The 25,065-nt window shown below is 71.5% G+C and carries 29 protein-coding genes; 27 read left to right on the forward strand and 2 right to left on the reverse strand.

From position 1 onward, the window contains the following. Window positions 1–4: 4 nt before the first annotated feature. Both J2X55_RS06960 and J2X55_RS06965 read left to right on the forward strand, forming a co-directional pair. A complete protein-coding gene (locus J2X55_RS06960; protein WP_309822605.1) occupies window positions 5–331 on the forward strand; it encodes a thiamine-binding protein in 327 nt (108 codons plus the stop codon). 188 nt (window positions 332–519) lie between these two features. Beyond that, complete coding sequence (locus tag J2X55_RS06965; protein WP_309823018.1) at window positions 520–1,767, forward strand: MFS transporter; 1,248 nt, start codon at window positions 520–522, stop codon at window positions 1,765–1,767. Window positions 1,768–1,967: 200 nt separating this feature from the next. On the opposite strand, the gene J2X55_RS06970 is transcribed toward J2X55_RS06965, so the two are convergent. Continuing rightward, window positions 1,968–3,173: a homoserine O-acetyltransferase gene (locus J2X55_RS06970; protein WP_309822607.1), complete on the reverse strand. Its 1,206-nt coding sequence runs from the start codon at window positions 3,171–3,173 to the stop codon at window positions 1,968–1,970. A 186-nt stretch (window positions 3,174–3,359) separates the two neighbouring features. On the opposite strand from J2X55_RS06970, the gene J2X55_RS06975 reads away from it, so the two are divergent. Beyond that, window positions 3,360–4,058, forward strand: a complete 699-nt coding sequence (locus tag J2X55_RS06975; RefSeq protein ID WP_309822608.1) for an SDR family oxidoreductase — start codon at window positions 3,360–3,362, stop codon at window positions 4,056–4,058. Between the two features lie 232 nt (window positions 4,059–4,290). On the opposite strand, the gene J2X55_RS06980 is transcribed toward J2X55_RS06975, so the two are convergent. Then, the gene (locus J2X55_RS06980; RefSeq protein WP_115915611.1) at window positions 4,291–5,613 is read right to left on the reverse strand and encodes a bifunctional o-acetylhomoserine/o-acetylserine sulfhydrylase; all 1,323 of its coding nucleotides are present in this window, start codon (window positions 5,611–5,613) and stop codon (window positions 4,291–4,293) included. 146 nt (window positions 5,614–5,759) lie between these two features. On the opposite strand from J2X55_RS06980, the gene J2X55_RS06985 reads away from it, so the two are divergent. From J2X55_RS06985 to J2X55_RS07100, 24 genes are all read left to right on the forward strand, one after another. Further along, window positions 5,760–6,530, forward strand: a complete 771-nt coding sequence (locus tag J2X55_RS06985; protein ID WP_309822611.1) for an SDR family oxidoreductase — start codon at window positions 5,760–5,762, stop codon at window positions 6,528–6,530. A gap of 139 nt (window positions 6,531–6,669) precedes the next feature. Then, window positions 6,670–7,401: a hypothetical protein gene (locus tag J2X55_RS06990; protein WP_309822612.1), complete on the forward strand. Its 732-nt coding sequence runs from the start codon at window positions 6,670–6,672 to the stop codon at window positions 7,399–7,401. A 123-nt stretch (window positions 7,402–7,524) separates the two neighbouring features. Next, entirely contained in the window at window positions 7,525–8,397 is an 873-nt protein-coding gene (locus tag J2X55_RS06995) for a sigma-70 family RNA polymerase sigma factor (protein WP_309822613.1), read from the forward strand. 113 nt (window positions 8,398–8,510) lie between these two features. Beyond that, a complete protein-coding gene (locus tag J2X55_RS07000; protein ID WP_115915607.1) occupies window positions 8,511–9,371 on the forward strand; it encodes a flagellin in 861 nt (286 codons plus the stop codon). A gap of 100 nt (window positions 9,372–9,471) precedes the next feature. Beyond that, entirely contained in the window at window positions 9,472–10,836 is a 1,365-nt protein-coding gene (gene fliD / locus J2X55_RS07005; RefSeq protein ID WP_309822615.1) for a flagellar filament capping protein FliD, read from the forward strand. 20 nt (window positions 10,837–10,856) lie between these two features. Then, entirely contained in the window at window positions 10,857–11,243 is a 387-nt protein-coding gene (gene fliS, locus J2X55_RS07010; RefSeq protein WP_309822616.1) for a flagellar export chaperone FliS, read from the forward strand. A 7-nt stretch (window positions 11,244–11,250) separates the two neighbouring features. After that, window positions 11,251–11,523, forward strand: coding sequence for a hypothetical protein (locus J2X55_RS07015; RefSeq protein WP_309822617.1), 273 nt, complete (start codon window positions 11,251–11,253; stop codon window positions 11,521–11,523). A 169-nt stretch (window positions 11,524–11,692) separates the two neighbouring features. Next, window positions 11,693–12,040 carry a flagellar basal body rod protein FlgB gene (flgB, locus tag J2X55_RS07020; RefSeq protein WP_115915603.1) on the forward strand — a complete coding sequence of 116 codons (348 nt, stop codon included), beginning with the start codon at window positions 11,693–11,695 and terminating at the stop codon, window positions 12,038–12,040. Beyond that, window positions 12,037–12,429 carry a flagellar basal body rod protein FlgC gene (gene flgC, locus J2X55_RS07025; protein ID WP_115915602.1) on the forward strand — a complete coding sequence of 131 codons (393 nt, stop codon included), beginning with the start codon at window positions 12,037–12,039 and terminating at the stop codon, window positions 12,427–12,429. Before flgB ends, flgC begins: the two co-directional genes overlap by 4 nt. Then, complete coding sequence (fliE, locus tag J2X55_RS07030) at window positions 12,429–12,755, forward strand: flagellar hook-basal body complex protein FliE (RefSeq protein WP_309822620.1); 327 nt, start codon at window positions 12,429–12,431, stop codon at window positions 12,753–12,755. Before flgC ends, fliE begins: the two co-directional genes overlap by 1 nt. 2 nt (window positions 12,756–12,757) lie before the next feature. Continuing rightward, the gene (gene fliF, locus J2X55_RS07035) at window positions 12,758–14,392 is read left to right on the forward strand and encodes a flagellar basal-body MS-ring/collar protein FliF (RefSeq protein ID WP_309822622.1); all 1,635 of its coding nucleotides are present in this window, start codon (window positions 12,758–12,760) and stop codon (window positions 14,390–14,392) included. Next, window positions 14,389–15,468 (forward strand): flagellar motor switch protein FliG, encoded by a 1,080-nt coding sequence (gene fliG, locus J2X55_RS07040; protein WP_309822624.1) that lies wholly within the window; start codon window positions 14,389–14,391, stop codon window positions 15,466–15,468. Before fliF ends, fliG begins: the two co-directional genes overlap by 4 nt. A 134-nt stretch (window positions 15,469–15,602) precedes the next feature. Continuing rightward, window positions 15,603–16,235: a FliH/SctL family protein gene (locus J2X55_RS07045; protein ID WP_309822625.1), complete on the forward strand. Its 633-nt coding sequence runs from the start codon at window positions 15,603–15,605 to the stop codon at window positions 16,233–16,235. Further along, window positions 16,232–17,548 carry a FliI/YscN family ATPase gene (locus J2X55_RS07050; protein ID WP_309822626.1) on the forward strand — a complete coding sequence of 439 codons (1,317 nt, stop codon included), beginning with the start codon at window positions 16,232–16,234 and terminating at the stop codon, window positions 17,546–17,548. The genes J2X55_RS07045 and J2X55_RS07050 overlap by 4 nt, the downstream gene beginning before the upstream one ends. Next, on the forward strand, window positions 17,545–17,970 hold the full coding sequence (locus J2X55_RS07055; protein ID WP_309822628.1) for a flagellar FliJ family protein: 426 nt from the start codon (window positions 17,545–17,547) through the stop codon (window positions 17,968–17,970). Before J2X55_RS07050 ends, J2X55_RS07055 begins: the two co-directional genes overlap by 4 nt. Then, window positions 17,967–19,403, forward strand: a complete 1,437-nt coding sequence (locus J2X55_RS07060; protein ID WP_309822629.1) for a hypothetical protein — start codon at window positions 17,967–17,969, stop codon at window positions 19,401–19,403. The genes J2X55_RS07055 and J2X55_RS07060 overlap by 4 nt, the downstream gene beginning before the upstream one ends. A 10-nt stretch (window positions 19,404–19,413) precedes the next feature. Further along, on the forward strand, window positions 19,414–19,860 hold the full coding sequence (locus J2X55_RS07065) for a flagellar hook capping FlgD N-terminal domain-containing protein (RefSeq protein ID WP_309822632.1): 447 nt from the start codon (window positions 19,414–19,416) through the stop codon (window positions 19,858–19,860). A 22-nt stretch (window positions 19,861–19,882) separates the two neighbouring features. Beyond that, a complete protein-coding gene (locus J2X55_RS07070; RefSeq protein WP_309822634.1) occupies window positions 19,883–21,046 on the forward strand; it encodes a flagellar hook protein FlgE in 1,164 nt (387 codons plus the stop codon). Window positions 21,047–21,145: 99 nt separating this feature from the next. Then, window positions 21,146–21,361 (forward strand): flagellar FlbD family protein, encoded by a 216-nt coding sequence (locus J2X55_RS07075; RefSeq protein ID WP_115915593.1) that lies wholly within the window; start codon window positions 21,146–21,148, stop codon window positions 21,359–21,361. 1 nt (window position 21,362) lies between these two features. Further along, window positions 21,363–22,166, forward strand: coding sequence for a motility protein A (locus tag J2X55_RS07080; RefSeq protein ID WP_115915592.1), 804 nt, complete (start codon window positions 21,363–21,365; stop codon window positions 22,164–22,166). Continuing rightward, window positions 22,163–22,975, forward strand: a complete 813-nt coding sequence (locus J2X55_RS07085; RefSeq protein WP_309822638.1) for a flagellar motor protein MotB — start codon at window positions 22,163–22,165, stop codon at window positions 22,973–22,975. The genes J2X55_RS07080 and J2X55_RS07085 overlap by 4 nt, the downstream gene beginning before the upstream one ends. A gap of 32 nt (window positions 22,976–23,007) precedes the next feature. Next, complete coding sequence (locus tag J2X55_RS07090) at window positions 23,008–23,904, forward strand: flagellar motor switch protein FliM (RefSeq protein ID WP_309822640.1); 897 nt, start codon at window positions 23,008–23,010, stop codon at window positions 23,902–23,904. Next, complete coding sequence (locus J2X55_RS07095; protein WP_115915590.1) at window positions 23,901–24,557, forward strand: FliM/FliN family flagellar motor switch protein; 657 nt, start codon at window positions 23,901–23,903, stop codon at window positions 24,555–24,557. The genes J2X55_RS07090 and J2X55_RS07095 overlap by 4 nt, the downstream gene beginning before the upstream one ends. 2 nt (window positions 24,558–24,559) lie before the next feature. Continuing rightward, the gene (locus J2X55_RS07100) at window positions 24,560–24,991 is read left to right on the forward strand and encodes a flagellar biosynthetic protein FliO (protein WP_309822642.1); all 432 of its coding nucleotides are present in this window, start codon (window positions 24,560–24,562) and stop codon (window positions 24,989–24,991) included. Window positions 24,992–25,065: the final 74 nt, after the last annotated feature.

Below are 25,065 nucleotides of genomic sequence, written 5' to 3' on the forward strand. Positions count from 1 at the left end.
ATCCATGCTCATCGCTTTTTCGGTCGCCCCGTCCGGCGTCGGTACCGCCGCCGTAGAGAATGCCGACGGATCGGTCCACGACGCCGTCGCCGCGGCGGTCGCGGTCGTTCGCGCCTCGGGCCTGCCGCACCGCACGACCTCGATGTTCACCGAGGTCGAGGGTGAGTGGGACGAGGTGTTCGCCGTCGTGAAGGCGGCGACGGATGCCGTCCTGCCCTACGGATCGCGCGTCTCGCTCGTGCTCAAGGCCGACATCCGCCCCGGGCACACGGGCGAGCTCGACGGCAAGATCGAGCGCCTCGAGGACGCGCTGGAGCGTCGCGGGGACTGAGTCGCGGCAGAGCCTCGACCTCGGGACGACGTTGCGCGTTGCGTGCGCGACGGGTCGATCCGGACACGTCTCCCGGCCCGGTCGCACAGCCCCGCGCCACTCCCGACTCTCGAAACGATTCGACCCGGGCCCGCCCCGCCGACTACCATCACCAGGTGACCTCTTCGACGACCTCGAGAGGTGCGGCGATGCGGGCGCTCCTCTCCCTCGCCATCGGCAGTTTCGGCATCGGCATGACCGAGTTCGTCGTGATGGGCCTGCTGCCCAACATCGCGCGTGAACTCGTCCCCGGTGCGTGGGCAGCCTCTCCCGACGACGCGATCGCCCAGGCGGGCTGGCTCATCTCGCTGTACGCCCTCGGCGTCGTCGTCGGAGCCCCCACGATCGCCGGGTCCGTGGCCCGCTTCCCCCGCCACCGCGTGATGATCGTGCTGGCCGCGGCGTTGGCGTTCTTCACCCTGCTGACCGTGATCGCCCCCACGTTCGAGCTGGTCGCGGCATCCCGTTTCCTCGCGGGTCTTCCGCATGGCGCGTACTTCGGCATCGGCGCTTTGGTCGCTGCGGACGCCCTCGGCCCCGGCAACCGCGCCAAGGGCGTCGCCTTCGTCCTGACGGGACTGACCATCGCCAACGTCGTCGGCGTGCCCCTCGGCACCCTGCTCGGCCAGCAGGTCGGCTGGCGCGCCGCCTTCGCCGTGGTCACCGGCATCTTCGTGCTCGCGACGATCTGCATCGCCCTGTTCGTGCCGACGCACCCCGGCTCACCGGGGCGGCGGCTGCGCGACGAGCTGCGGGTGTTCCGCATCGGACAGGTCTGGCTCGCGCTGGGCATCGGCGCGGTCGGCTTCGGCGGCTTCTTCGCGATGTACAGCTACATCGCCCCCATGATCACCGATGTCGCGGGCCAGCCCGAGTGGACGGTGTCGATCGTGCTCGTCCTCGTGGGCGTCGGCATGACCGTCGGCAACATCGTCGGCGGCGCTCTCGCCGACAAGGACCTGCGCTTCTGGCTCTTCACGGGCCTGATCGCCCTGGGCCTGGCATCCGTCGGACTGGCCCTGACGGCCGGATGGATCGTGAGCCTCGTGCTGTTCGCCTTCCTCGTGGCGTTCTGCGGCGCGGCTCTCAGCCCCGCGATCCAGACCCGTCTCATGGACGTCGCCGAAGACAACCAGTCGATCGCCGCGGCGCTGAACCATTCGGCGCTGAACATCGGCAACAGCCTCGGCGCGTTCCTCGGCGGTCTCGCGATCGCCGCGGGTCTGGGTCTCGCGGCCCCGGCGTGGGTCGGTGCGGTGCTCGCCGCCGGCGGGCTCGTCGTCGCGATCGTGGCCTACCGCGTCGAGGACCGCAGCGGACGCCACCCCGATCACCGGATGCCGGCGGCCGAGGCCGCGCAGACCGCGATCACCGGATCGATTCCGACGCAGGGCTGACGCGGGACGAACCGCCGGCGCGGCGGGAGTGGTCGCGTCCGATCCGCAGCAAGGTCGAGTGTCCAGGACACGCCGCGTCCTGAGCGGGGTGTGCGGCGTTTCCTGGACACTCGAGTGGTCGTTCACGGGCACCGACGACAGCGACGGGGGAAGCCGGGGGAGGGCTTGCGGATGCCGCGGGCTCACGGCATCCGGGATCGTCAGGCCGCGAGGAGTCGCCGCAGGTGCGCGGCGACCGCGGCGGTCTCGATGAGGAATCCGTCGTGCCCGAAATCGCTCGACAGGACGATCGCGCTGTCTCCGTCGAGGGTGTTCGGGATGCCGCGGGCGATGCGGTGCTGCCCGTCGATGGGGAACAGGCGGTCGCTGTCGACGCCCAGGACGAGGGTCGTGGCGGTGACACGGCGCAGGGCGTCCTCGACGCCGTCGCGGTCGCGGCCGACGTCGTGCGAGTTCATCGCCTCGACGAGCACGAGGTAGCTGTTGGCGTCGAAGCGCCGCGTGAACTTGTTGCCGTGGAAGTCCAGGTACGACTCGACGGCGAAACGACCACCCCGGCCGAGCGGGCTCACCCCCGACTGCCAGGACCGCTGGAAGCGCTGGTTCAGCTCGGTGGGGCTGCGGTAGTTCAGCAGCGCCATCCGCCGGGCGAGGGCGAGACCGCGGTGCGGACCGTCGCCGTCGCCGGAGTCGTAGTACTCGCCGCCGGCGAAGCGCGGGTCGACGCGCACCGTGTCGAGTTGGACCGAGTTCAGAGCGATCTGGTCGGCCGTGGTGACGGGCGGAGCCGAGAGGATCGCCGCGCGCTCGACGCGGTCGGGCAGGCCGACGGACCACTCGAGGGCGTGCATCCCGCCCATCGACCCGCCGACGACGGCGTGCCAGCGCTCGATGCCGAGCTGGTCGGCGAGAAGGGCCTGGGCCTTCACCTGGTCGCGGATGGTGAGGTAGGGGAAGCGCGAAGCCCACTCGTAGCCGTCGGGGGCGATGCTCGCGGGACCGGTGGACCCCTGGCATCCGCCCAGCATGTTCGGGGCGACCACGAAGTAGCGCTCGGTGTCGATCGCCGCCCCCGGACCCACGAGGTCGCTCCACCACCCGGCCGTGGGGTGACCGGGGCCGGCGGCACCGCGGACGTGGCTGTCGCCCGTCAGGGCGTGCAGGACGAGCACGGCGTTGTCGCGCGCGGGGGAGAGCTCTCCCCAGGTCTCGAATGCGAGGCGGAAGGCGGGGAGGGACTCGCCGCTCTCGGTCTCGAAGGCGCCGAAGGCGGCGAACCGCCGGTCGCCGACCGGGTCGCCGTCGCGCCAGGCGCCCGTCGCGGGCGGCCGGCCGAGCAGGGAGCGAGCGTCGGCCTCCGTCACCGGGGCCGAGGGCACCGTGTCTTCGGAGATCTGCCAGTCCATGGCATCCATTCTCTCCGGCCTCGGACGCGGGCTTCGCACTGTTACGGTGATGCCCCACGCTTCTCGGACGATGGCGCGCGAGGGCGTGTCGCGTGCCGAGGCGTGGACGAGCGCCGCCGCCGACCACCGGCTGACGCCGTTGTCCAGCCCCCGCTGACGCGGAGGCCTGCTCGTCATGATCTCGGCATGGCGAACTTCCTCCTCATCGCGGCCTCGAGCGACATCGGTCAGGCGACGGCGACACGACTGCGCGACGCGGGTCACCGCGTCGTGACCACCGCGCGGGACTCCTCGCGGATCGAGCCCGATTTCCCCCTGGATGCCACGGACTTCGACGCCGTGGACCGTGTCGTCGGCCAGGCCGGTGAGCTCGACGGCATCGCGGTGTTCGCGGGCTCGATGCTGCTCAAGCCCGCACACCTGACCTCTCGCGCGCAGTACGACGACCTCATCGCCGCCTCGCTCACCACGTCATTCGCGGCAGTGCGCGCCGCGGGCTCGCATATGCGCGGCGGGGGAGCGGTGGTGCTCGTGTCGTCGGCGGCCGCTCTCGCGGGGCTCCCGAACCACGACGCGATCGCCGCGGCGAAGGCCGGGGTCATCGGCCTGACCCTCTCGGCGGCGGCCAGCTACGCCGCGCACGGACTCCGTGTCAACGCCGTCGCCCCGGGGCTCGTGCAAACGCGGCTGACCGAGAAGCTCACCTCGAGCGACATGTCGCGAAAAGTATCGGAGGCGATGCATCCGCTCGGCCGGCTCGGCGAGCCCGACGACGTGGCGCGCGCCGTCGAGTTCCTGCTCGCGCCCGAGAACGCGTGGATGACGGGCCAGGTGCTCGGAGTCGACGGCGGGCTGGGGAGCTTGCGTCCGCGGCAGAAGGTGTAGCGCGCTGCCGACCGCGCGTCGGTGACGCCCCGCCGCGAGCGGAGGGGATGCGGGCAAAGGAGGAGGGATGCGGCGACGTCGGTCCTGCGCTCCCCGAATCCCCTCCCGCGGGCTCGATCCGAGGCGGTGCGCGCGGCGCGGTCGGACCGCCCCCTTCTCGAACATGCCCGACGTGCGGAAACGCACGAACGCCCCGCCCGCAGAACCGGGACGGGGCGTTCGCGGCACCGCGTCAGGCGCGGGCGGCCTCGGACAGACGTCGCGCCGAGGCGAGAGCCTGGTCGAGATCGGCCTTGAGGTCGTCGATGTTCTCGAGGCCCACCGACAGGCGCACGAGGCCCGGCGTCACGCCGGCTGTCAGCTGCTGCTCGGGGGTGAGCTGCGAGTGCGTGGTCGAGGCCGGGTGGATGACGAGCGAGCGCACGTCGCCGATGTTGGCGAGGTGGCTGAACAGGGTCAGGGTGTTGACGAACTCGCGGCCCGCCTCGACCCCGCCCTTGAGCTCGAACGACAGGACCGCACCCACGCCCTTGGGCGCGTAGTTGTTGGCGGCGGCGTACCAGGGCGAGGTGGGGAGACCGGAGTAGTTCACCGTGGCGACGTCGGGGTGCGACTCGAGCCACTCCGCGATCTCCTGGGCGTTCTGCACGTGGCGCTCGATGCGCAGCGACAGTGTCTCGATGCCCTGGATGAGCTGCCAGGCGCTCTGCGGGGCGATGGACGCGCCGAGGTCGCGCAGCAGCTGCACGCGCGCCTTGATGATGTAGGCGAGAGCGTCGCCGACGGCCTGCGTGTACACGGCACCGTGGTACGAGGGGTCGGGGGTCGTGAGGCCGGGGAAGCGGTCGGAGTGCTCGGACCACGGGAACGTTCCGCCGTCGACGATCACGCCGCCGATCGTGGTGCCGTGTCCGCCGAGGAACTTCGTCGCCGAGTGCACGATGATGTCGGCGCCGTGCTCGAAGGGGCGGATCAGGTACGGGGTCGCGATGGTGTTGTCGACGATGAGCGGAACGCCCGCGTCGTGGGCGATGTCGGCGACCGAACGGATGTCGAGCACGTTGATCTTGGGGTTGCCGATGGTCTCGGCGAAGAACAGCTTGGTGTTCGGGCGGACCGCCGCGCGCCACTCGGCGGGGTCGTCCTGGTTCTCGACGAACGTCGTCTCGATGCCGAGCTTGGCGAGGGTGTACTTGAACAGGTTGTACGTGCCGCCGTAGATCGAGCTGGACGAGACGATGTGGTCGCCGGCCTGCGCGATGTTGAGCACGGCGAAGGTCTCGGCCGCCTGGCCGCTGGCGACGAGGAGGGCGCCGGTGCCGCCCTCGAGGCCCGCGACGCGCTGCTCGACGACGTCCTGCGTGGGGTTCTGGATACGCGTGTAGATGTTGCCGAACTCGGCCAGCGCGAAGAGGTTTGCGGCGTGATCGGCGTTGTCGAACACGTACGAGGTGGTCTGATAGATCGGCGTGGCGCGAGCCTTCGTCACCGGGTCGGGCTGGGCGCCCGTGTGGATCTGCTTGGTCTCGAAACGCCAGTTCTCGGGTGCCGACATGGCTGCTCCTCAGCTTCGGGAGGCCGGGCGGTCGCCGTGGCCTGCTGCGAGCGTAGGGACCGCCCCGGACGCCGACAAGCGCCCCGGACACGGGCCGTAACACCTCCGCCGTTCCGGTGTCGGGAAGGACCGATAGCGTGGATGCCATGACGCGACGCGCAGTGGTGACCGGGGCCAGTTCGGGTATCGGAGAGGCGACGGCGCGGCTCCTGCGCTCGCGCGGGTGGGACGTCGTCGGGGTGGCCCGCCGCGCCGACCGTCTCGACGCCCTCGAGGCCGAGACGGGAATCGTCGCGCACGCGGCCGATCTCACCGACGCCGACGACATCGCGGGTCTCGCGACCCGGCTGGGCGAGACCGGGGGCGTCGACGCCCTCGTGCACGTCGCGGGAGGGGCCCGCGGCAGTGACCGGGTCGAAGACGGCGACGCCGAGGACTGGCGCTGGATGTTCGAGGCCAACGTGCTCTCGGGGCAGCGGCTCGTGGCATCCCTTCTTCCGCTTCTGCGCTCGGCTGCGGACGCGACCGGCCATGCCGACCTGCTCTTCGTCACCTCCACCGCGGCGCAGACGGCCTACCCGGGTGGCGGCGGGTACAACGCGGCCAAGGCGGGCGAGGCCATGCTCGTGCACGCGCTCCGCCAGGAGCTCAACGGCGAGCCGCTGCGCGTCATCGAGATCGCGCCGGGCATGGTGCGCACGGAGGAGTTCACCCTCAACCGCCTGGGTGGGGATCAGGATGCCGCCGACAAGCTGTACGCGGGTGTCGAGGCGCCGCTCGTCGCCGGTGATGTCGCCGACGTGATCGCCTACGCACTCGAGGCGCCCGGCCACGTGAACCTCGACCTCGTGACCCTGCGTCCCGTCGCGCAGTCGGCGCAGCACCTTCTGGCGCGGGGGCCGCTCACGACGCGCTGACGCGGGGCGGGCCCCGCTCGCCGCGGCGACCGCGATCTCCGCGTGATCCGCCGAACGCGACCGCCCCTCGGGACTCCGCATGGCCATGCCCGTCGAGCGTGCTACGTTCATTCGTAAACGTGCAAAAAGGGGCGGTCGGATGGGGCGGGACGCGCAATCCGCGATCGGCGGGGCGGGGCTGCGTTCCGACATGACGCCGTCCGAGATGGTGACCCGCTTCGCGCGACTCAACGATCTGACCCTCGCGCAGTCCGCAGGAGAGTTCGATGGCCCGCTCTCGACGACTCCGACCTTACGTGCTCGCACCGTCTCCGCTCGCCTCGCCGAGGAACGGCAGCTCCTCGGGGGCGTGACAGCGCGGTGTTTCGCCGACGCCGTGTTCGATCGCTGGCTGCGCGCGCACGTTGCGGTGTCGCACCGGGGAGTGGCGTGGGAGCGGGTGAGCACGCTCGGACGGTACTCGCGGCTCGTGTTGACGCTCGCGGCCACGATGAGAGTCGATACCCGTGCCGCTCTGGTGCGCCTGGATCACGATGTGAGCCGTGTCGCTCAGGCCCTCGAGATCGAGGGGTGCGCGGGGGCGTTCGCGGACTTCCATGACGGAGCGCGCGCATTCGCCCACCCCGGATCGCCTCGGGTGCAGGCCGGGGTGCATCTGCGTCCCCCGGGGGACTGGCGTTGGGCCGAGCGCGAGCGGTTCTCGCGCATGCTGCAGCGGCACGGACTTCGCGCGCGCTCCGGCCTGGTCGAGGATCAGTGCCGTCTCGACGGTGCCGCGCCCCTCGTCGTCTGGAACCCCCGTCTCGTCACCCTGCCCCTCGGGCTGCCGCCCGTGACGGCCGGAGAACTGCGGGTGGCGGCGCGCCTCTGAATCGTTCGCCGCGGCGGGGGACGTGACGCGGGTTCTGCGTGCAGCGTCCGGTGCGAGCTCACGGTCAGCGGTCAGGTGTGTTACTTTCTGCTTGTAAACAAGCAAAAAGCAGGAGCACCCGTGTTGAGCAGCGTCACTGCCCCCTCCGAGTTCGCACCCCGCATGTCGCCCGAGCGCCTGGCACGGGAGAACCTGCCCCTGGCGAAGTACCTCGCCGTCGAGAAGGCGCGCACCGCCCTGCACGTGGACCTCGACGACCTCCTGTCGGCGGCGTATCTGGGCTTGGCCACGGCGTCCCTCGAATACGAGCCCGAGCGCGGCATCCCGTTCGGCGCCTACGCCCGCACCAAGATCACCTGGGCGATCCTCAACGAGATGCGCTCGGCCGATCCCGCGGGGGAACGCAGCCGCGAGAAGATCGAACGCGTGCGCGTCGCCGACGAGCTCGTCCGGGTGCGCACGGGACGCACGCCGACCGCGGCGGAGCTGGCTCTCGAGTCGGGACTCGACGTCGAGGTCGTGGGGAGGATGCAGATCCTTGACGAGATGGTCCGCACGGGGACGAGCTTCGAAGTGCAGTTCGCGGGCGACGACTCCCGCCCGGCACCCGACCTGACCGACACGGTGATCCTCCCCGAGCACGCGGTCGAGCAGGCGGAGAAGCAGCGGATGCTCGACCGCATCATCGACGCCCTGCCCCATCAGATGCGCCAGGTCATTCGCGGCGTGTACCTCGACGAGCGCATGGTGAAGGACGTCGCGGCCGACCTCGAGGTCAGTCACGCGTACGTCTCGAAGCTCCGACGCATCGGGCTGGGGCTCATGCGCGAGGCACTGGACGCCTGGGAGAACGGCACGACGCCCGACCGCTCGACGGCCACGCGAGCCGCGTTCTTCGACGGCGTCTTCGGCCCCGTCGCGGTGCCGTCGGCCCGGGGCCCGCGCGAGGCGGGAGCGTCGAGCGTCGACCTGACGGGACTCGCCCTGCCCGCCTGAGCCGCGAATCTCGTCGCGCGCCTCGGTTACGCGTCGGCGGGGCCGTCGCGATGGTGGGTGGTGCGGGGCCACGGACGGCCCCGCGTCGAATATCCCATCCACGGAGGAACAACATGGGTCTTCAGATCGCAACCAACGTCGGCGCCCTCAACGCCTACCGCAACCTGTCGTCGAACCAGAACGACGTGTCGAAGTCGCTCGAGAAGCTCTCGAGCGGTCTGCGCATCAACCGTGCGGCCGACGACGCCGCCGGCCTCGCCATCTCCGAGGGCCTGCGTTCGCAGGTCAACGGCCTGAACGTGGCCGCACGCAACGCCCAGGACGGCATCTCGGTCATCCAGACCGCGGAAGGCGGCCTGACCGAGGTCCACTCGATCCTGCAGCGCGTGCGCGACCTCGCCGTGCAGGCCGGTAACGACTCCAACAACACGGACTCGCGCAAGGCCATCACCTCCGAGGTGACCCAGCTGGTCGACGAGCTCGAGCGCATCGCGGACAGCTCGAACTTCAACGGCATCAAGCTGCTCGACGGCTCGGCCGGCGCCGCCGGAGACGGCAAGCTGAGCTTCCAGATCGGCGCGGACGGTTCGGCATCCAGCCAGATCTCGGTCGACCTCGGTGCCGCCGACATCAAGACGCTGGCCACCGACCTGCGCACCAGCATCGTCACGACCGACGGTTTCGCCGACCCGACGGTCGCCGCCGCGACCCTCGACACGGTCGACACGGCGATCAAGTCCGTCTCGTCGGCCCGCGCGGAGCTCGGTGCCGTCCAGAACCGCTTCGAGTCGACCATCAACTCGCTGCAGGTCTCGGCCGAGAACCTCTCCGCGGCCAAGAGCCGCATCGTCGACACCGACATGGCGGCCGAGATGGTCAAGTACACGGCCTCGAACATCCTGGCTCAGGCGGGCACCGCGATGCTCGCCCAGGCCAACCAGTCGGGCCAGGGCGTCCTGCAGCTCCTGCGCTGATCCGCAGCGCTGACGCGCCGACGACGCCCGGGCGGGGGTTTCCTCCCGCTCGGGCGCCGTCTCACCCGGGATCGCTTCACCGACGGAAGGCGGAGACACGATGAACATCGACGGCTTGGCATCCGGCATGAAGACGAAGGACGTCATCGACGCGCTGATGAGCGTGGCGGCGATCCCCAAGACCCTGGTGACGAACAAGATCACCGACCGCAACACCATCATCTCCAACCTGCAGTCGCTCAACACGTCCCTGCAGGCCCTCGCGGACAAGGCGAAGACCGCGGCATCGGCGACGTCGCTCGCGCGTTTCTCGGCGACGAGCTCCGCCGAGGCCGTGACCGTCGCCGCCGGCGAGAAGGCCCGCGCGTTCTCGACCGCCGTGGTGGTCGACACCCTCGCCACCGCCCACGCCGTCGTGACCGCCCCCGGAGGCGCGGACGCCTTCGCGGGGCCGTTCACCCTGGTCGCCGCAGACGGCACGGCGACCGAGATCTCGCCGGCCGGTTCCGCGGCGAGCGACCTCGTCACCGCCCTCAACGCCGCCGGTGCGGGCGTCACCGCCACGGTCGTGCCGGGCGGGAAGGATGCCGACGGGCGGCCCCTGTCGCGCGTGCAGATCACCGCGACGCAGACGGGAGCGGAGGCCGCCTTCACCCTGCACCGGGGCAGCGCCGCCGAGGTCGCCGCGGGAGACGCATCCAACATGGCGACCGAGACGGGCGCGGCGGTCATCGGGCACGGCGCGGACGCCGTCATCCGCCTCTTCGCGGGGACCGCCGCCGAGCAGACGGTCACCAGCTCCTCCAACACCTTCACCGGGATCGGCGAGGGCATCGACATCACGGTCGGCGCCGCCTCGACCCAGCCCGTCACGATCACCGTCGCCGCCGACGTCACCGCGCAATCCGATGCCGCCGCGGCCTTCGTGAAAGACATCGCCGCCCTGCTGACCCGCATCGACAACGGCTCGAAGGCCACCGTCGCCGCCCCCGGCTCCGCCACCACGCTCGGCGTGTTCACCGGAGACAGCACGGTGCGCGCGCTGCGCGGCGCCCTCGCGAGCGCCGTGCAGAGCCCCGTCGACGGTGTCTCCCCGTCGACCATCGGCATCAGCGTCGACAAGTTCGGCGCACTGTCGTTCGACCAGGAGAAGTTCACCGCGGCGATGCGGGCCGACCCGGACGCGACGCAGGCGACCTTCTCCGCCATCGCGGGGCGTGTGCAGTCGACCACGGCGCAGTACTCCGACAAGTACGACGGTCTGCTCACCCAGCGCATCACCGGCCAGCAGACCGAGGTCAAGACGCTGCAGCAGCAGGTGGAGCGTATGGACCTGCGGCTCGACGTGCGCCGGGCCACGTTGGAGCGCACCTACGCCGCGATGGAGGTGCGTCTGTCGGGGCTGCAGTCGCAGTCGTCGTGGCTCACCTCCCAGCTGGCCGCCCTCACCCCCTCGTCGAAGTGACGCGAACAGGAGACAGATCGATGCCCGTCACCACCCTCGCCCGGGCCCAGCAGGAGTACCTCGAGCAGCAGGTCTCGTCGGCCACCCCCGAACGCCTCGTCACGATGCTGTACGACCGTCTGCTCGTCGACGTCGAGCGCGCACGCGTCGCTCAGGAGAGCGGCGATTGGCCATCGGCCGGAACGTACCTCACACACGCGCAGGCGATCATCGCGGAACTGAGCGGGTCGCTGAACGACGGCTGGGACGGGTCGGACGGGCTGCGGGGGCTCTACACGTACCTCACGAGCCGGCTCATCGCGGCCAACGTCGGTCGCGACACGAAGGCCACGGCGGAGTGCGCGGCCCTCATCGCCCCACTCCGCGAGGCCTGGCACGCCGCGGCCGCCGCCCTCACCGTCTCGTGACGCACCGATGACCGACGACGCGGCCTGGGCCGCCCTCCTCGACACCTTCGAGCGCGCCCTCGACAGGGGCGACGAGGTCGTCCCGGGAGGTTTCGCGCGACCGGACGGTCCACCGCCGGAGCACCTCGTCGCCCGCGCGCGAGAGGTGCTCGAGAAGCAGCTGCGTGCGATCGAGGCGCTCGGGGTGGCCCGTGCCGAGGTCGCTCGCGAGCTCGCGGCTCTGCGGCGGATCCCGTCCGCACCGGTGGGTGCACCCGTCTACCTCGACGTGCGCGGGTGAGCCGAGACCACCGCTCGGACGATGTTCCGGAGGTGCCCGAGGGGTGGCATCCGTCCGCGCATCCCGATCGCGGTTACGCCGCGGTGCACCCGTCGCGATAGTCGGTGCCGAGCACGGATCGCTCAACGACTGGCCACGGATCGGCTCGCCCCCTCGACCGGAGTGCCGCGTGCTCGAATCCGTCACCTCAACCGCCCTGTCCAGCGCCCTCGACGCGTTGTCGATCCGGCAGCGCGCCATCGCCGAGAACATCTCGAACGTCAACACCCCCGGCTACCAGGCCAAACGCGTGTCGTTCGAGAACGAACTCACGAGCGCCGTCGCGCGCGGGTCGGGGAGCGTCGAAGCGGTCGTCCAGCGTTCGCTCGAGCCCACGCGGCTCAACGGCAACAACGTCAACCTCGACACCGAGACGATGTCGAACATCGACACGGTGCTGCGGTATCAGTTCGCCGCACAAGCCCTCAGCGGGCAGGCGTCCTCCATCACCAAGGCGATCGGGCAGGCCTCCGCATGAGTTTCGACGCGATCGGCATCGCCGGAACCGGGCTGTCGGCCCACCGCAAGTGGCTGGACGCCATCAGCGACAACATCGCCAACGTCAACACCGCCACCCCCGCGGGCCAGGACATGTTCCGTGAGAAGTACGTCACCGTGGCCGAGGGGACCGAGACTCCCGGCGTCTACGTCACCGGTGTGCGCGAGTCGACGGCCGAGGGGCGTCTCGTGTACGAGCCGGAGCATCCGTACGCCGACGAGAACGGTTACGTGCAGTACCCCAACGTCGACCTCGGCGACCAGATGAGCATGCTGATCCTCGCTCAACGCGGCTACCAGGCCAACGCCGCGGTCATCGACCGCGCCAAGACGAGCTACGAAGCGGCCCTACAGATCGGACGAAGCTGATGAGCATCCCCATCGACCCGGTCGCGGCCGGCGGCGTGACACCCCTCAGCCCCTTGAGCTTCGAGCAGACCGCGGCGGCGCCCGCGGCCGCGGGCACCTCCGGCGGACAATCGTTCGCCGGTTCGCTCGCCGCCGCCGTCGAGAACCTGCAGCAGCTGCAGGCGACCTCGAACGGCTTGGCCGTGCAAGCCGTCACCGGAGACCTCGACGACATCCACAAGGCGACGCTCGCCTCCACGCGCGCCGGGGTCACGCTCGACCTGATGGTGGCCGTGCGCGATCGCGGTGTCGCCGCGTTCAACGACGTCATGCGGATGCAGGCCTAGTCGTGCCCCGCGTGCTCGCGTCGTCGCTCGACCGGCTCAAACGGATCGTGGCCGGATTCAGCATCGCTCAACGCACGATCGCCGTGATCGGCGCCGCCCTGGTCGTGATGGGTGTCATCGCGCTCGGCACCTGGCTCGCGAAACCCCAGATGAGTCCGTTGTTCACGGGACTGAGCCCCAGCGACGCCTCGGCTGTCGTCGAGCAGCTCAAGTCGGCGGGGGTGAGCTACGAGCTCACCGAGGGCGGTGCGACGGTCCTGGTACCCGACGCGCAGGTCTATCCGCAGCGTCTGGCCGCCGCGGCGGCGGGCCTGCCCACCTCCGACACCGGCGGGTACACGCTCCTCGACAAGATGGGCGTGACCGCGAGCGAGTTCCAGCAGTCGGTGACGTACAAGCGCGCCATCGAGGGCGAACTCGCCGCGACGATCGGGGCGATGTCGGGTGTCACCGCGGCATCCGTGCAATTGGCCATTCCCGAGCAGAGCGTCTTCGTGGCCGACAGGCAGCACCCCACGGCATCCGTGTTCGTCAAGACCCAGGGCGGGTCGAGCCTCAGCGAAGACCAGATCGCCGCCATCGTGCACCTCACCAGCGCCTCGATCCCGGGAATGACTCCCGAAGACGTCGCGGTGACGGATCAGTCGGGGCGGGTGCTCGCAGCGGTCGGTCAGGGGCTCACCGGCTCGGCGAGCACCCAGGCGTCCGAGCACGAGGCGAAGGTCGCCGGGGCGGTGACGAAGATGCTCGAGACCATCGTGGGCCCGGGCAACTCCACCGTCAGCGTCAGCGCGGACGTTGCCAACTCGACCTCCGAGCGCATGGACGAGACCTACACCGCTCCCGAGGGCGGCGTGATGACGAACGAGCAGACCCGCACCCAGACCTCGACCGGCGGTCAGGCGGGGGGAACGGGTGTGCTCGGACCCGACAACATCGCCGTGCCGAACACCGGGGGAGCGGGCTCGTTCGAGTCGGAGGAGTCCACGCGCAGCAATGCCGTCAACAAATCGACCGAGAAGACGACGACCCCGGCCGGCGAGGTGACCCGGCAGACCATCAGCATCGCCCTCGATCGCGGGTCCGTGCAGGGCGTCACGGCCGAACAGGTGCAGGCGCTGGTGACCAACGCGGCCGGCATCGACGCGGCCCGCGGCGACACCGTCACGGTGGAGTTCGTCGACTTCAGCCAGAGCGCCGCCGCCGCGGCCACCGCGGCGCTCGACGCGGCGGAGGCCGCGAAGGCCGCTCAGGTGCAGTCCGAGCTCGTGCGCGCCGCCATCATCGGCGGTTCGATCGTGCTCGCGGCCTTGATCCTCGTGGTCGCCCTGCTGGTGCGTCGCCGCATGAAGCGCCGCACGCTGTACACCGACGATGGACCCATCGAGTACTTCGCGACGATGACCGAGACCGAGGAGCAGAAGCTGAAGACCCTCAAGGGTCTGGCCGAGCCCATCGCGCTTCCCGCGGTGCCGCCGACCAAGGTCATCCCCACCCTCCTCGACATCGAGGAGGAGCCAGAGTCGCCGCAGGTGCTCGTCGAGCAGCGCCGGCGCGAGGTGGAGCAGCTCGCCAAGAGCGACCCGCAGAACGCGGCGAAGGTGCTGGCACACCTGATGGACGAGGCGATGGCATGAGCCCGTCGGACACCCGGGCGACGGATGCCGAGCACGCTCCCGCCACCGCCGCGACCGAGGTGCTCGCCGTGCCGGCGGTCACGATGTCGGGTCTGCGGAAGGCGGCGATCGTCGTGCTCGCCATGGACCGCGACACCAGTGCCGAGGTGCTGCGTCACCTGGGCGAGGAGCGTGCCGAGCTGCTGGCCGGCGAGCTCGCGCAGCTCGGCGGCATCGACGCCGCGGCCACGGCCTCGGCGCTCGCCGACTTCCGTCGCATCGCCTCGGGCCGCTCGTCGCTGAGCCGGGGCGGCGAGCAGTTCGCGACCGGGCTGCTCGAGACGGCGTTCGGGCGCGAGAAGGCCGTGGGCATGGTCGGCCGCGTGATGTCGCAGGGCGTGGTCTCGTTCGACTTCCTCAACGCGGCGGACCCGACCCAACTCGCCACGATCCTCGACGGCGAGATGCCAACCACCGTCGCCGTCGTGCTCGCGAACCTCCGCGCGGATCGGGCCGCCGCCGTGCTGGCCGCCCTACCGGACCCGTTGCGCACGGACGTCGCCCAGGCGATCGCCGAGCTTGGGGTCGCCTCCCAGGAGGCGATCACCGTGGTCGCCGAGTCGTTGCGCGCGCGCACGGGCGTGTTCGGCATGCGAGAGGCGCACGAGGCCGTCGGGGGCGTGCAGCCGCTGGTCGACATCATCAACCGGTCCGACACCGCCCTCGAGAAGGCGCTGTTGGCCGGCCTGGAGGACCGCGATCGGGTGCTCGCCGAAGAGGTGCGCAGCCGGATGCTGACCTTCGCCGACATCTCGCGGCTCGAGGATCGCGACGCCCAACGCGTGCTGAGAGGAATCGATCTGCGCGTTCTCGCTCTCGCGCTGAAGGGCGCCGACGAGCAGATCCGCGACGTGATCCGCCGCAACATGACCGAGCGCAACCGCGAGAACCTCGACGAGGAGACGCGCGCTCTCGGACCCGTGCGCATGCGGCAGGTGGACGAGGCGCGCGCCGAGGTCGTGCGCGTCATCCGCGAGCTCGAAGCCGCCGAGGAGATCACCCTTTCTCGCGAGGACGACGACGAACTGATCGAGTGATCGCGGTACCGGCCGCCCTCCCCGGGGACGGCCGGTTACGGCGGGGCGTGCGCGTCGCGATAGTCCGGGGAGAGCACGGATCGCTCGTCGACTTGGCCACGGATCGGCTTCGCCACAACCGCAGGGTGCTCACCGTGTCCGATCCCGTCTTCACGCCGCTGGTGCCGCCGCGCCTGGGCGAGGAGCGACCGGATGCCCGCGCCGTGGCGGAGCGGGCACGGGCGCGCGGGTACGCCGACGGGTTCGCCGCGGGACGCCGTGACGCACGCGTCGAGCTCGAGCGCGAGCGTGTCGAAGCCGAGCGCCGCTTCGCCGAGCGCCAGGCTGCGGCCGACGACGCCCACCGGGCGGCCCTGTCGGCTCTCGGCGTCGCGCGGAAGCGGCTCGACGCCGAGGTCGCCGGTGTGGCGGCATCCGATGTGCGACGTCTCGAAGAGCTCGCCGTCGAGATGGCCGCCGCGATCCTGCGGGCGGAGATGTCGGATGCCGCCCGCTCGGCCGCGCACGCGATGCGGCGGGCCGCGGGAGCGACGCCCCCCGCGACGTGGGTGCGCGTGGCGGTGAACGCGCGCGACCTGCTCACGCTCCGCGAAGCCGGTGCTCTCGCGCTCCCGGAGGGTGTCGAGGTCGTGGCGGACATCGACGTCGATCCCGGCGGTGCGCTCGTGCAGATCGCCCACGGGAGCGTGGACACGCGGATCGACGCGGCGCTCGCACGGGCACGTGAAGAACTCGCCGTGGACGAGAACGTCGAGGACCCCGCGTGACCGCCGTGAGCCGCCGGTGGGAGCGGGCGCTGACGGCGACCGGGGCGCACCGATCGGGGGTCGTGAAGGCCGTCGTGGGCCTCGGCGTCGAGGCGCTCGGCATCCCCGCCGCCGTCGGCGATCGCGTGCGCATCGCCGGTGCCGTCGAGATCGAGGCGGAGGTCGTCGCGGTCGACGGCGACGCCATCCGGTGCATGCCGATGGGGCCGATGACCGGCGTCCGCGTCGGGGCCGCGGTACGCCACGCCGGCGCTGCGCTGATGGTCCCGACCGGTCGCGCACTGCTGGGCCGCGTCCTGGACGGTCTCGGTCGTCCGATCGACGGTCGCGGCCCGCTGACCGGTGCCCCCGTCGTGCCCCTGGGCAACACCGCGCCCAGCGTGATCGGTCGTCAGCGCATCGACCGCCAGCTCGGGCTGGGCGTGCGCGCTCTCGACACGATGACGCCCGTCGGCGTGGGCCAGCGTCTCGGACTGTTCGCGGGATCGGGCGTCGGCAAATCGTCGCTGATGTCGATGATCGCGCGCGGTTCGACGGCCGATGTCACCGTCATCGCCCTCGTGGGCGAGCGCGGACGCGAGGTGCGGGAGTTCCTCGAGGACGACCTCGGTCCCGAGGGCCTCGCGCGGGCGGTGGTCGTGGTGGCCACCTCGGATCAGCCGGCAATGGTGCGCCTGCGCTCGGCCTTCGTCGCCACGCGCATCGCAGAGCGGTTCCGCGACGACGGCCTCGACGCAGTGCTGATGATGGACTCGCTCACGCGCGTCGCGATGGCGCAGCGCGAGATCGGGCTGTCCGCGGGAGAACCACCCGCGACCCGCGGGTACCCGCCCTCCACCTTCTCGGTGCTGGCGGGTCTGCTCGAACGTGCGGGCACCGGGCCCGCCGGGTCGATCACGGGGTTGTACACCGTTCTCGTCGACGGCGACGATCACAACGAGCCGGTCGCCGACGCCGCGCGCGGGATCCTCGACGGGCACGTCGTGCTCGACCGCGGTCTCGCGGTGCGGGGCCACTTCCCGGCGATCGACGTGCTGGGGTCGGTCTCGCGGGTCGTGTCGAAGGTGACCACGCCCGAGCAACGTGAGACGGCGGTGATCCTCCGCCGTGTGTTGGCCGCTCGCCGCCAGGCGGACGACCTCATCGACATCGGCGCGTACACGGCCGGAGCGAACCCCCTCGTGGATGCCGCCCTCGCCCACCGCGGAGCGATCGACGCGTTCCTCACGCAGCGCATGGACGACCTCACCCCGGCCGACGACTCCTGGCGGCGGCTGGCCGCCCTGACCACCACCTTCGGAGGACTCCCGTGACGTTCCCCCTCTCCGCTCTGCTGCGCGTGCGCGGCGTCCAGGAGCGCGCCGCGGCCGCCTCGCTCTCGAACGCCCGCGCCGCGGCCGACGCCGCGGAATCGGCGGTCGAGCGGGCGGTGTCGAGCTTGAGCGACATCGCCCCCCAGATCGACGATCCCGCGACGCTGCTGGCGATGGTCGCGGCGCGTTCGTCCGGGCAGGCGGCGCTGGCCGACCTGCGTGTCCTGGCTCAGGTGCGACAGGATGCCGCCGAGGCGGCGTCCCGCGCTCACGTCGAGGCGCGCCGTGAGCTCAAGGGCCTCGAACGGCTCGAGAGCGCCCACCTCGAGAGCGAGCGTGCCGAGGAACGCCGGGTCGAACAGAACGTTCTCGACGAGATCGCCGTCGTGCGCGCGGCGCGGGACGCGGGGAGTGCCGCGTGAGCATGCTCCTGTCGACGGTGGGGTCGACGCCCCCCTCACGCGGGGGTGCTGCCTCGACGGGGGACGGATCCTCGCTCGCGGGTACGGGCTCGAGCTTCGCCGACGCGCTGGCCGACGCGGTGACGAGTCGGGGCGGGGCCGCCGATCCGGGGCTCGAGGCCGGCTCGACCACCGCCGCGGGAGATGACCCCGACGCGCCCACGCGCGAGTCCGACGACCGTCCCGCCGAGCCGGGGCGGTCACCGGGGCCGGATGCCGCGGCGTTCCTGACCGGAGCTGCGACGGCGAACCCGACACCCGTGTCCGTGGCGCTCGCCACCGGCATCACGCCGGCGGTCGGCGCTGACGTGTCGCTCACCGCGTCGGTGCCCGTCGGGGTGCCCGCCGCGGGGGAGTCGCCCGCGGCGACGGCGGCTCCCGCGGGAGGGCAGATCGACGGCCGACACGCCGTCGGCGCACCCTCCGCCCGACCCCTCGTCGAGGGGCACACATCGTCGAGTGCCGATCGGGGCACCCCTGCGCCCGTCGCGCTAGCCGGCGTCGAGAGCCCGTCCGAGGGCGCGGTGACCGAGGCTGTCACGACCGGCACCCCCGCCGAGACCCCCCTGCCGATGTCGGCGTGGCGCGGGGTCGCCGTCGTATCCACTCCGGTGGGTGCCGCGACGGCGGCGTCGCCGGCCACGGGGGTCGCCGCGGAGTGGACGCAGGCGGCACGCGTTCCCCCGGCCGTGCCGGCATCCCCCGCCCCGCTCCTCGGCTCGGCCCCCGCGGGAACGCCCGAGGCGGCGGACCCCGCTGGCATCGTCGTCACCGGCCCCGCGCCCGTCGTCGCCCCGGCAGACGCGCCCACCCGTCACGAGGCGGCACCGCCGGCGGCCACCACCGCCACCGGGTCGACCGGCGTCGCGGTGACCGCGCCCGTCCCGGCATCCGTTCCGCTGTCATCCGCCCCGGGGGAGGCCGCCGCGCCGACCGTCGCCCCGCGGTCGCTCGCCGCGCAGGTCGCCCCCGCGATCGTGCACATCGCGCAGCGCCCCACGGGCACCCATCAGATCACCGTCACCGTCGCCCCCGAAGCGACGGGGCCGGTGACCGTGCGCGCCCACATCGGACCCGGGGGAGAGGTCCGCATCGACCTGGCGGGGGCCACCGAGGCGGGCCGCGACGCCCTGCGCGCCCTGGTCGGCGACCTCCGCCGCGATCTGGCCGCCGTCATCCCGCACGCCCACCTCAGCGTCGGCTCCGCTCTCACCGCCGACGCCGGAACGGGCGACCGCGGCGCGTCCGGCGGGATGGGGTCCGACCCGTCCGACGCCCGACGCGGCTCCCGCTCCGACGACACCGCCCCCCCGGCATCCGCGCGCCCCACCGCCCGTCTCCCGCCCGCGCCCTCGACCGCCGTCGCCGGCGGCGGGCTCGACATCCTCGTCTGAAAGGACCGCCATGACCGTCACCGCCGTCACCGGCACGCCCGCCCCGATCCCCGCCGGTACGACCACCGCCACGACCACCGCCGTCGCCGCGAAGAAGGGGCTCGACAGCGAGGTGTTCATGAAACTCCTCGTCACCCAGCTGACGAACCAGGACCCGTCCACCCCGATGGACACAAACCAGATGATCTCGCAGACGACGCAGCTGGCCATGATGGAGCAGCTGACGGCCATGAGCCGTACCTCCACCGAGGCGTTCGCCCTCGACATGCGCCAGGCCGCGTCGACGCTCATCGGCCAGCAGGCCGGCTACCTCGACGCGAAGGGCGTCGCCGTCACGGGGATCGTGACCCGGGTGAGCTTCGACGGCCCCGTCCCGCAGGTCACCATCGGCGACACGACCGTCGCTCTCGACGAGATCACCTCCCTCGCCACCTCCCGTACCCCCGCGTCCGCCTGACCAACCCACGAAAGAGACCTCCATGCTCCGTTCCCTCTCGTCCGGCATCTCCGGACTCCGTGCGCACCAGACCATGCTCGACACCACGGGCAACAACATCGCCAACGTCAACACCGCCGGCTTCAAGGGCGCCTCGGTGCTCTTCCAGGACACGCTGTCGCAGGTGGTCGGCGGGGCGGCGATCCCCGGTGCCGACGCCGGCGGACGCAATCCCGCCCAGGTCGGACTCGGCGTGCAGGTCGCCGGCATCCGCACGAACTTCAGCCAGGGCGCCGCGCAGAGCACCGGCCGAGGCGGCGACCTGATGATCCAGGGCGAGGGCTTCTTCGCGGTGCGTTCGGGCGGAGAGACGCTCTACACACGCGCGGGCGGCTTCGGCTTCGACGGCGCCGGCAACATGGTCACCGCCGACGGGGCGTTCGTGCAGGGATGGACCGCGCAGAACGGCGTCTTGGGCGCCGGTCAGGCGATCGGCAACATCTCCCTGCCCCAGGGGGCGGTCTCGCCGGCGCGCGCCACGACGACGGCGACCGTGACGGGCAACCTGCCCTCGTCCGCCGCCGTCGGCGACCAGCTCGTCCGCGACATCGACGTGCACGACGCCCAGGGCGCCACCACCACTCTGAGCCTCACCTTCACCCGGACCGCGACGGGCTGGGACGTCACCGAACCCGTGAGCGGCGCGACCGGCGCCCTCGCCTTCACCGACGGCCGCCAGACCGGGGGACTCACCCTGAACGCCGGCGGCGTCGCCGTCGACCTCACCACGGTCACCGGGTTCGCCGACATGAGCACGGTCGCCCTCACCTCGCAGGACGGCGCGGCGGCGGGCACCCTGCAGTCGTACGCGATCACGGCAGACGGCTCGATCGTGGGCACCTTCTCGAACGGTCGCACCGAGACCCTCGCGAAGGTCGCCATGGTGACCTTCGCCAACGCCGAGGGTCTCGAGAAGGTCGGTGGGACGGCCTACCGCGCCACCGTCAACAGCGGAGGCGCGCAGGTCGGCGAGGCCGGCCAAGCCGGTTTCGGCAAGCTCGTCTCGGGCTCGCTCGAGATGAGCAACGTCGACCTCTCTCAGGAGTTCACCAATCTCATCGTCGCGCAGCGCGGCTTCCAGGCGAGCGCCCGCATCATCACGACGAGCGACGAGGTGCTGCAGGAGCTCACGAACCTCAAGCGCTGACGCTCCGCCCTCGACGACGCGGCCCATCCGAGTTACCCCGGGTGGGCCGCGTCGCGATAGTCGGGGGCGTCCCCGCACCCCTCGACCGGAGATCCCCCGATGATCACGCTCACCCGTCTCGACCACACGCGATTCGCGGTGAATCCCGACCTGATCGAACGGGTGCACGAGTCCCCCGACACCACGCTGCACATGGTCGACGGCCGCGTCTACAACGTCGAAGAGAGCCTCGACGAACTCATCGACCGCATCGTCGCCTATCGCGCGCGCGTGCTCGCCGCGGCATCCGCCCTCTCGGCCCCGTCGGAGAGCTGACATGGACATCGCCTTCATCGTCGGCGTCGTCGTGGCCTTCGGCGCCCTGTACGCCATGATCACCATGGAGGGCGCTCACCTGAGCGCGCTCCTGCTGCCCGCCCCGATGATCCTCGTGCTCGGTTCGACCATCGGCGTCGGTATCGCCAGCCACACGCTGCGCGACGCGATCGCTGCCTTCAGCTCGCTGGGACGCATGGTGCGCGGCCCCCGTTCCACCCCGGCCGCCGTGATCCCGATCCTCGTCGCATACGCCGAGAAGGCGCGGACCGAGGGTCTGCTGCGCCTCGAGGACGAGCTCGACTCCGCGCCCGACGACTACACCCGCCGCGCCGTGCAGGCGGTGGCGGACGGCGTCGACGCCGAGGAGCTGCGCACGCTGATGGACGACGAGATCGTCGCCGAGGCCTCTCGCAACCGCGTGGCCGCACGCTTCTTCTCGGCGCTCGGCGGGTATGCGCCCACGATCGGCATCGTCGGAACGGTCGTCTCGCTCACGCACGTGCTCGAGAACCTCAACAAGCCCGACGAGCTCGGCCACATGATCGCCGCCGCTTTCGTCGCGACGCTGTGGGGCCTGCTGTCGGCGAACTTCATCTGGAACCCGATCGCGGGGCGCCTGAACCGCATGGCCGCCGTCGAGCAGGAGCGCATGACGCTGGTGTGCGAGGGCATCCTCGCCATCCAGGCCGGCAGCGCGCCACGCCTGGTCGAGGAACGACTGCTGGCGCTGACCACCTACAAGCCGAAGAAGAAGAAGGATCCGCGGCCCGACAGGGTCGCCGCGACGGGGGATGCCGAGTGAGCACCGGCCGTCGCTCCCGCGGCCGCGGACACGACGAGGGCGAGCACGACGAGCCCGACGAGCGCTGGGCGGTGTCGTACTCCGACATGGTGACGGTGCTGATGTGCCTGTTCATCGTGCTGTACGCCGTGTCGATCGTCGACGACACCAAGTATGAGCAGCTCAAGAACGGTCTCGCCGAGGCGTTCGGCCAGTCGCAGACGCCGGGCGGCGGCGACTTCACCGAGGGGCTCGTGATCCCGCCCGAGCTGTTGGCCCCGGAAGGCGTCGAGGACGTCGCGGTGCGAGCCGCCCGCGAACGCGACAATCTCGAGCAGATGAAGCAGCAGATCACCTCGGCGCTGGCCGTTCAGGGCCTGGCGGAGACGGTGGACTTCGTCATCGACGAGCGCGGACTGAAAGTGGGTCTCGTCGGCGCCGAGACGTTCTTCACCGACAATCGCACCGACCTCTCGGCGAAAGCGGACGCCGTCCTCGACGCGATCGGCGACGTGCTCGCCTCCGCGGGAAACCCCCTCAGCATCGAAGGGCACGCCGACCACCGGGCGGCGGTCGCCCCCTACGAGAGCAACTGGGAACTCAGCAGCGGCCGTGCGACCAAGGTCGCGCGTTTCCTCGTCGAGCACGAGGGGATCGCCGGCTCCCGGGTGCAGGCGGTCGGCTACTCCGACCAGCGCCCCCTCGTCGAGGGCGACACCGCCGAAGACCTGGCGGCGAACCGTCGCGTCGACATCGTCGTGCAATCCACCGAGGAGGAGCAGGTGCGTGCCCTCATCCCCGGCCTCGTTCAGACCGCCCCGCAGGGGTGACCCCCGTGACGACCATCCTCAAGGAGACCGCCATGTCGACGACCGTCGTCCGCGATGACCCGCTGCGCCGCTTCCCCGCGTACGACTTCAGCCGCCCCGCCCAATTGGGGCGAGAGCACCGGCGTCGGCTCGAGGCGGCCTTCGAGGCGTTCGCGCGGCAGTGGGCGTCGCAGCTGACCGGCAAGGTGCGCCTGCGCACCCACCTCACGCTCGAGGGCGTGGAGGCGATGTCGTACCAGGAGTACGCCGACACCCTTCCGACGACGACCGCGATGGTGACCGGGGCGACCGCGGGCCGCGACGAGCCGGGAGTCGTCCAGTTCGATCTGGGCGTGGCACTGACATGGGTCGTGCAGATGCTCGGCGGCCGGACCCGTGCACCGATCGAACCGCGCACCCTCACCCCCATCGAGGCGGCGTTGATCCGTCAGCTGATGGACCGCACCTTCGAGCTTCTGACGACGAGCCTGGGCACGCTGCTCCCGCACGCGCTCACCTACGCCGGTCTGCACGACAACCCGCAGTACCTGCAGGTCATCTCGCCCGGAGAGGCCGTGATCGTCGCGCGGTTGGCGATGCGCCTGGGCGATTCGCACTCGACGGCAACCGTCATGCTGCCCGCGGCCCTCGTCGTCGACCAGCTCGCCGAGAGCGAGCGCGACGCCGCCTCGGCGCATCGAACGGGCGCGACGGCCGACCAGGTGCTCGGCACCCCGCTCGAGGTGTCGCTGCGCGTCGCACCGCGGGTCATCGCCGCCGGAGAGGTGCTGAACCTCGCCCCGGGTGACCTGTTGCGCTTCTCGCACCCCGAGACCAAGCCCTTCGAACTCGTCGTCGGCGACGTCCCGATCGCGCGCGCCGTCTCCGGTGCCCAGGGATCACGGCTCGCCTGCACGATCACCACCATCCTCGAGGAGACCACCCGATGAGCACCTTCCACGCCGCCGCCATGGCCGCCGCGATCGCGGCGAAGCTCCCCTTCGGCTTCCCCGTGCTGCCCACGCCCTCCACCGACCCGGGGGCGTCGGGGAGCGCGGTCGTCGTCGCCTTCAGCGGTGCCCCGGGCGCGAGCATCGCGATCCAGGTCGCGGACGCCGCGGCCCTCGACGACGGCTCGAGCGACCAGCGGCTCGCCGATCGCCTGCACCCCGCTTTCGAGGCGGCCGTTGCCGTTCTCGGAGCCGGCACCCTCGGCGAGGGGGACGAGGTGGATGCCGCGAGCGTCTTCACCGAGGCCGGATCCCAGGTGTTCGATCTCGTGCGCGAGGACGGCAAGACCGTCGCCCGCGCGGCGATCCGCATCGACGACGCCCGCGTGGCGGCGTCGGCGGGCCCGGTCCGTCTCAGCCGGATCGCCGGGGTCGAGATGGAGCTCGTGGTCGAGATCGGACGTACCCGACTGCCGGTGCGCGACGTGCTGAGCCTCGAGCCGGGTCACGTCGTCGAATTGGACCGCGCCGCGGGTTCCCCCGCCGACATCACCCTCAACGGTCGCCTCATCGGCCACGGCACGGTCGTCGTCGCCGACGGGGATTTCGCGGTCCGCGTCGAGCGCATCATCGACCAGGCCGGGACCGACTGATCGTGGACGAGCTGCTTCTCGCGGCACGCACCGTCGTCTCGCTCGCCGCGGTAGTGGGGCTCCTGCTCTTCCTGGCCAAGCGCGTGCAGAAGGGGCAAGCCGCGGGCGACGGTCCGTTCTCGGCGCTCATCCCGAAGAGATGGGGCCGACTGCGGAACCTCCCGGGTCTGCCTTCCCGCCCCGGAGCGGGGTCACCTGCGCGTCCCCGCGGTGAGAAGATCACGGTCGTCGCCCGTGCCGGTCTGGGCGGCCGCGCACAGCTCGTCGTGGCGGAGTTCGGCGGCATCCGGTACGTGCTGGGCGTGAGCGAGAAGGGCATCGACGTGGTCGACACGCAGGAGGCGCCGATCGCGGACGAGAACGAGAACATCGTGACGCTGACGGATGCCGGCAGCCCCCGCGGCGGCGAGACCACCGGGGTGCACGCGGCCTGAGCGGTTACGGCGCACGGACCCCGTCGCGATAGTCGGGCGCGAGCACGGATCGCTCGACCCCCTGGCTACGGATC

It is taken from the genome of Microbacterium sp. 1154, assembly GCF_031455375.1.
Taxonomy (GTDB): Bacteria; Actinomycetota; Actinomycetes; order Actinomycetales; family Microbacteriaceae; genus Microbacterium.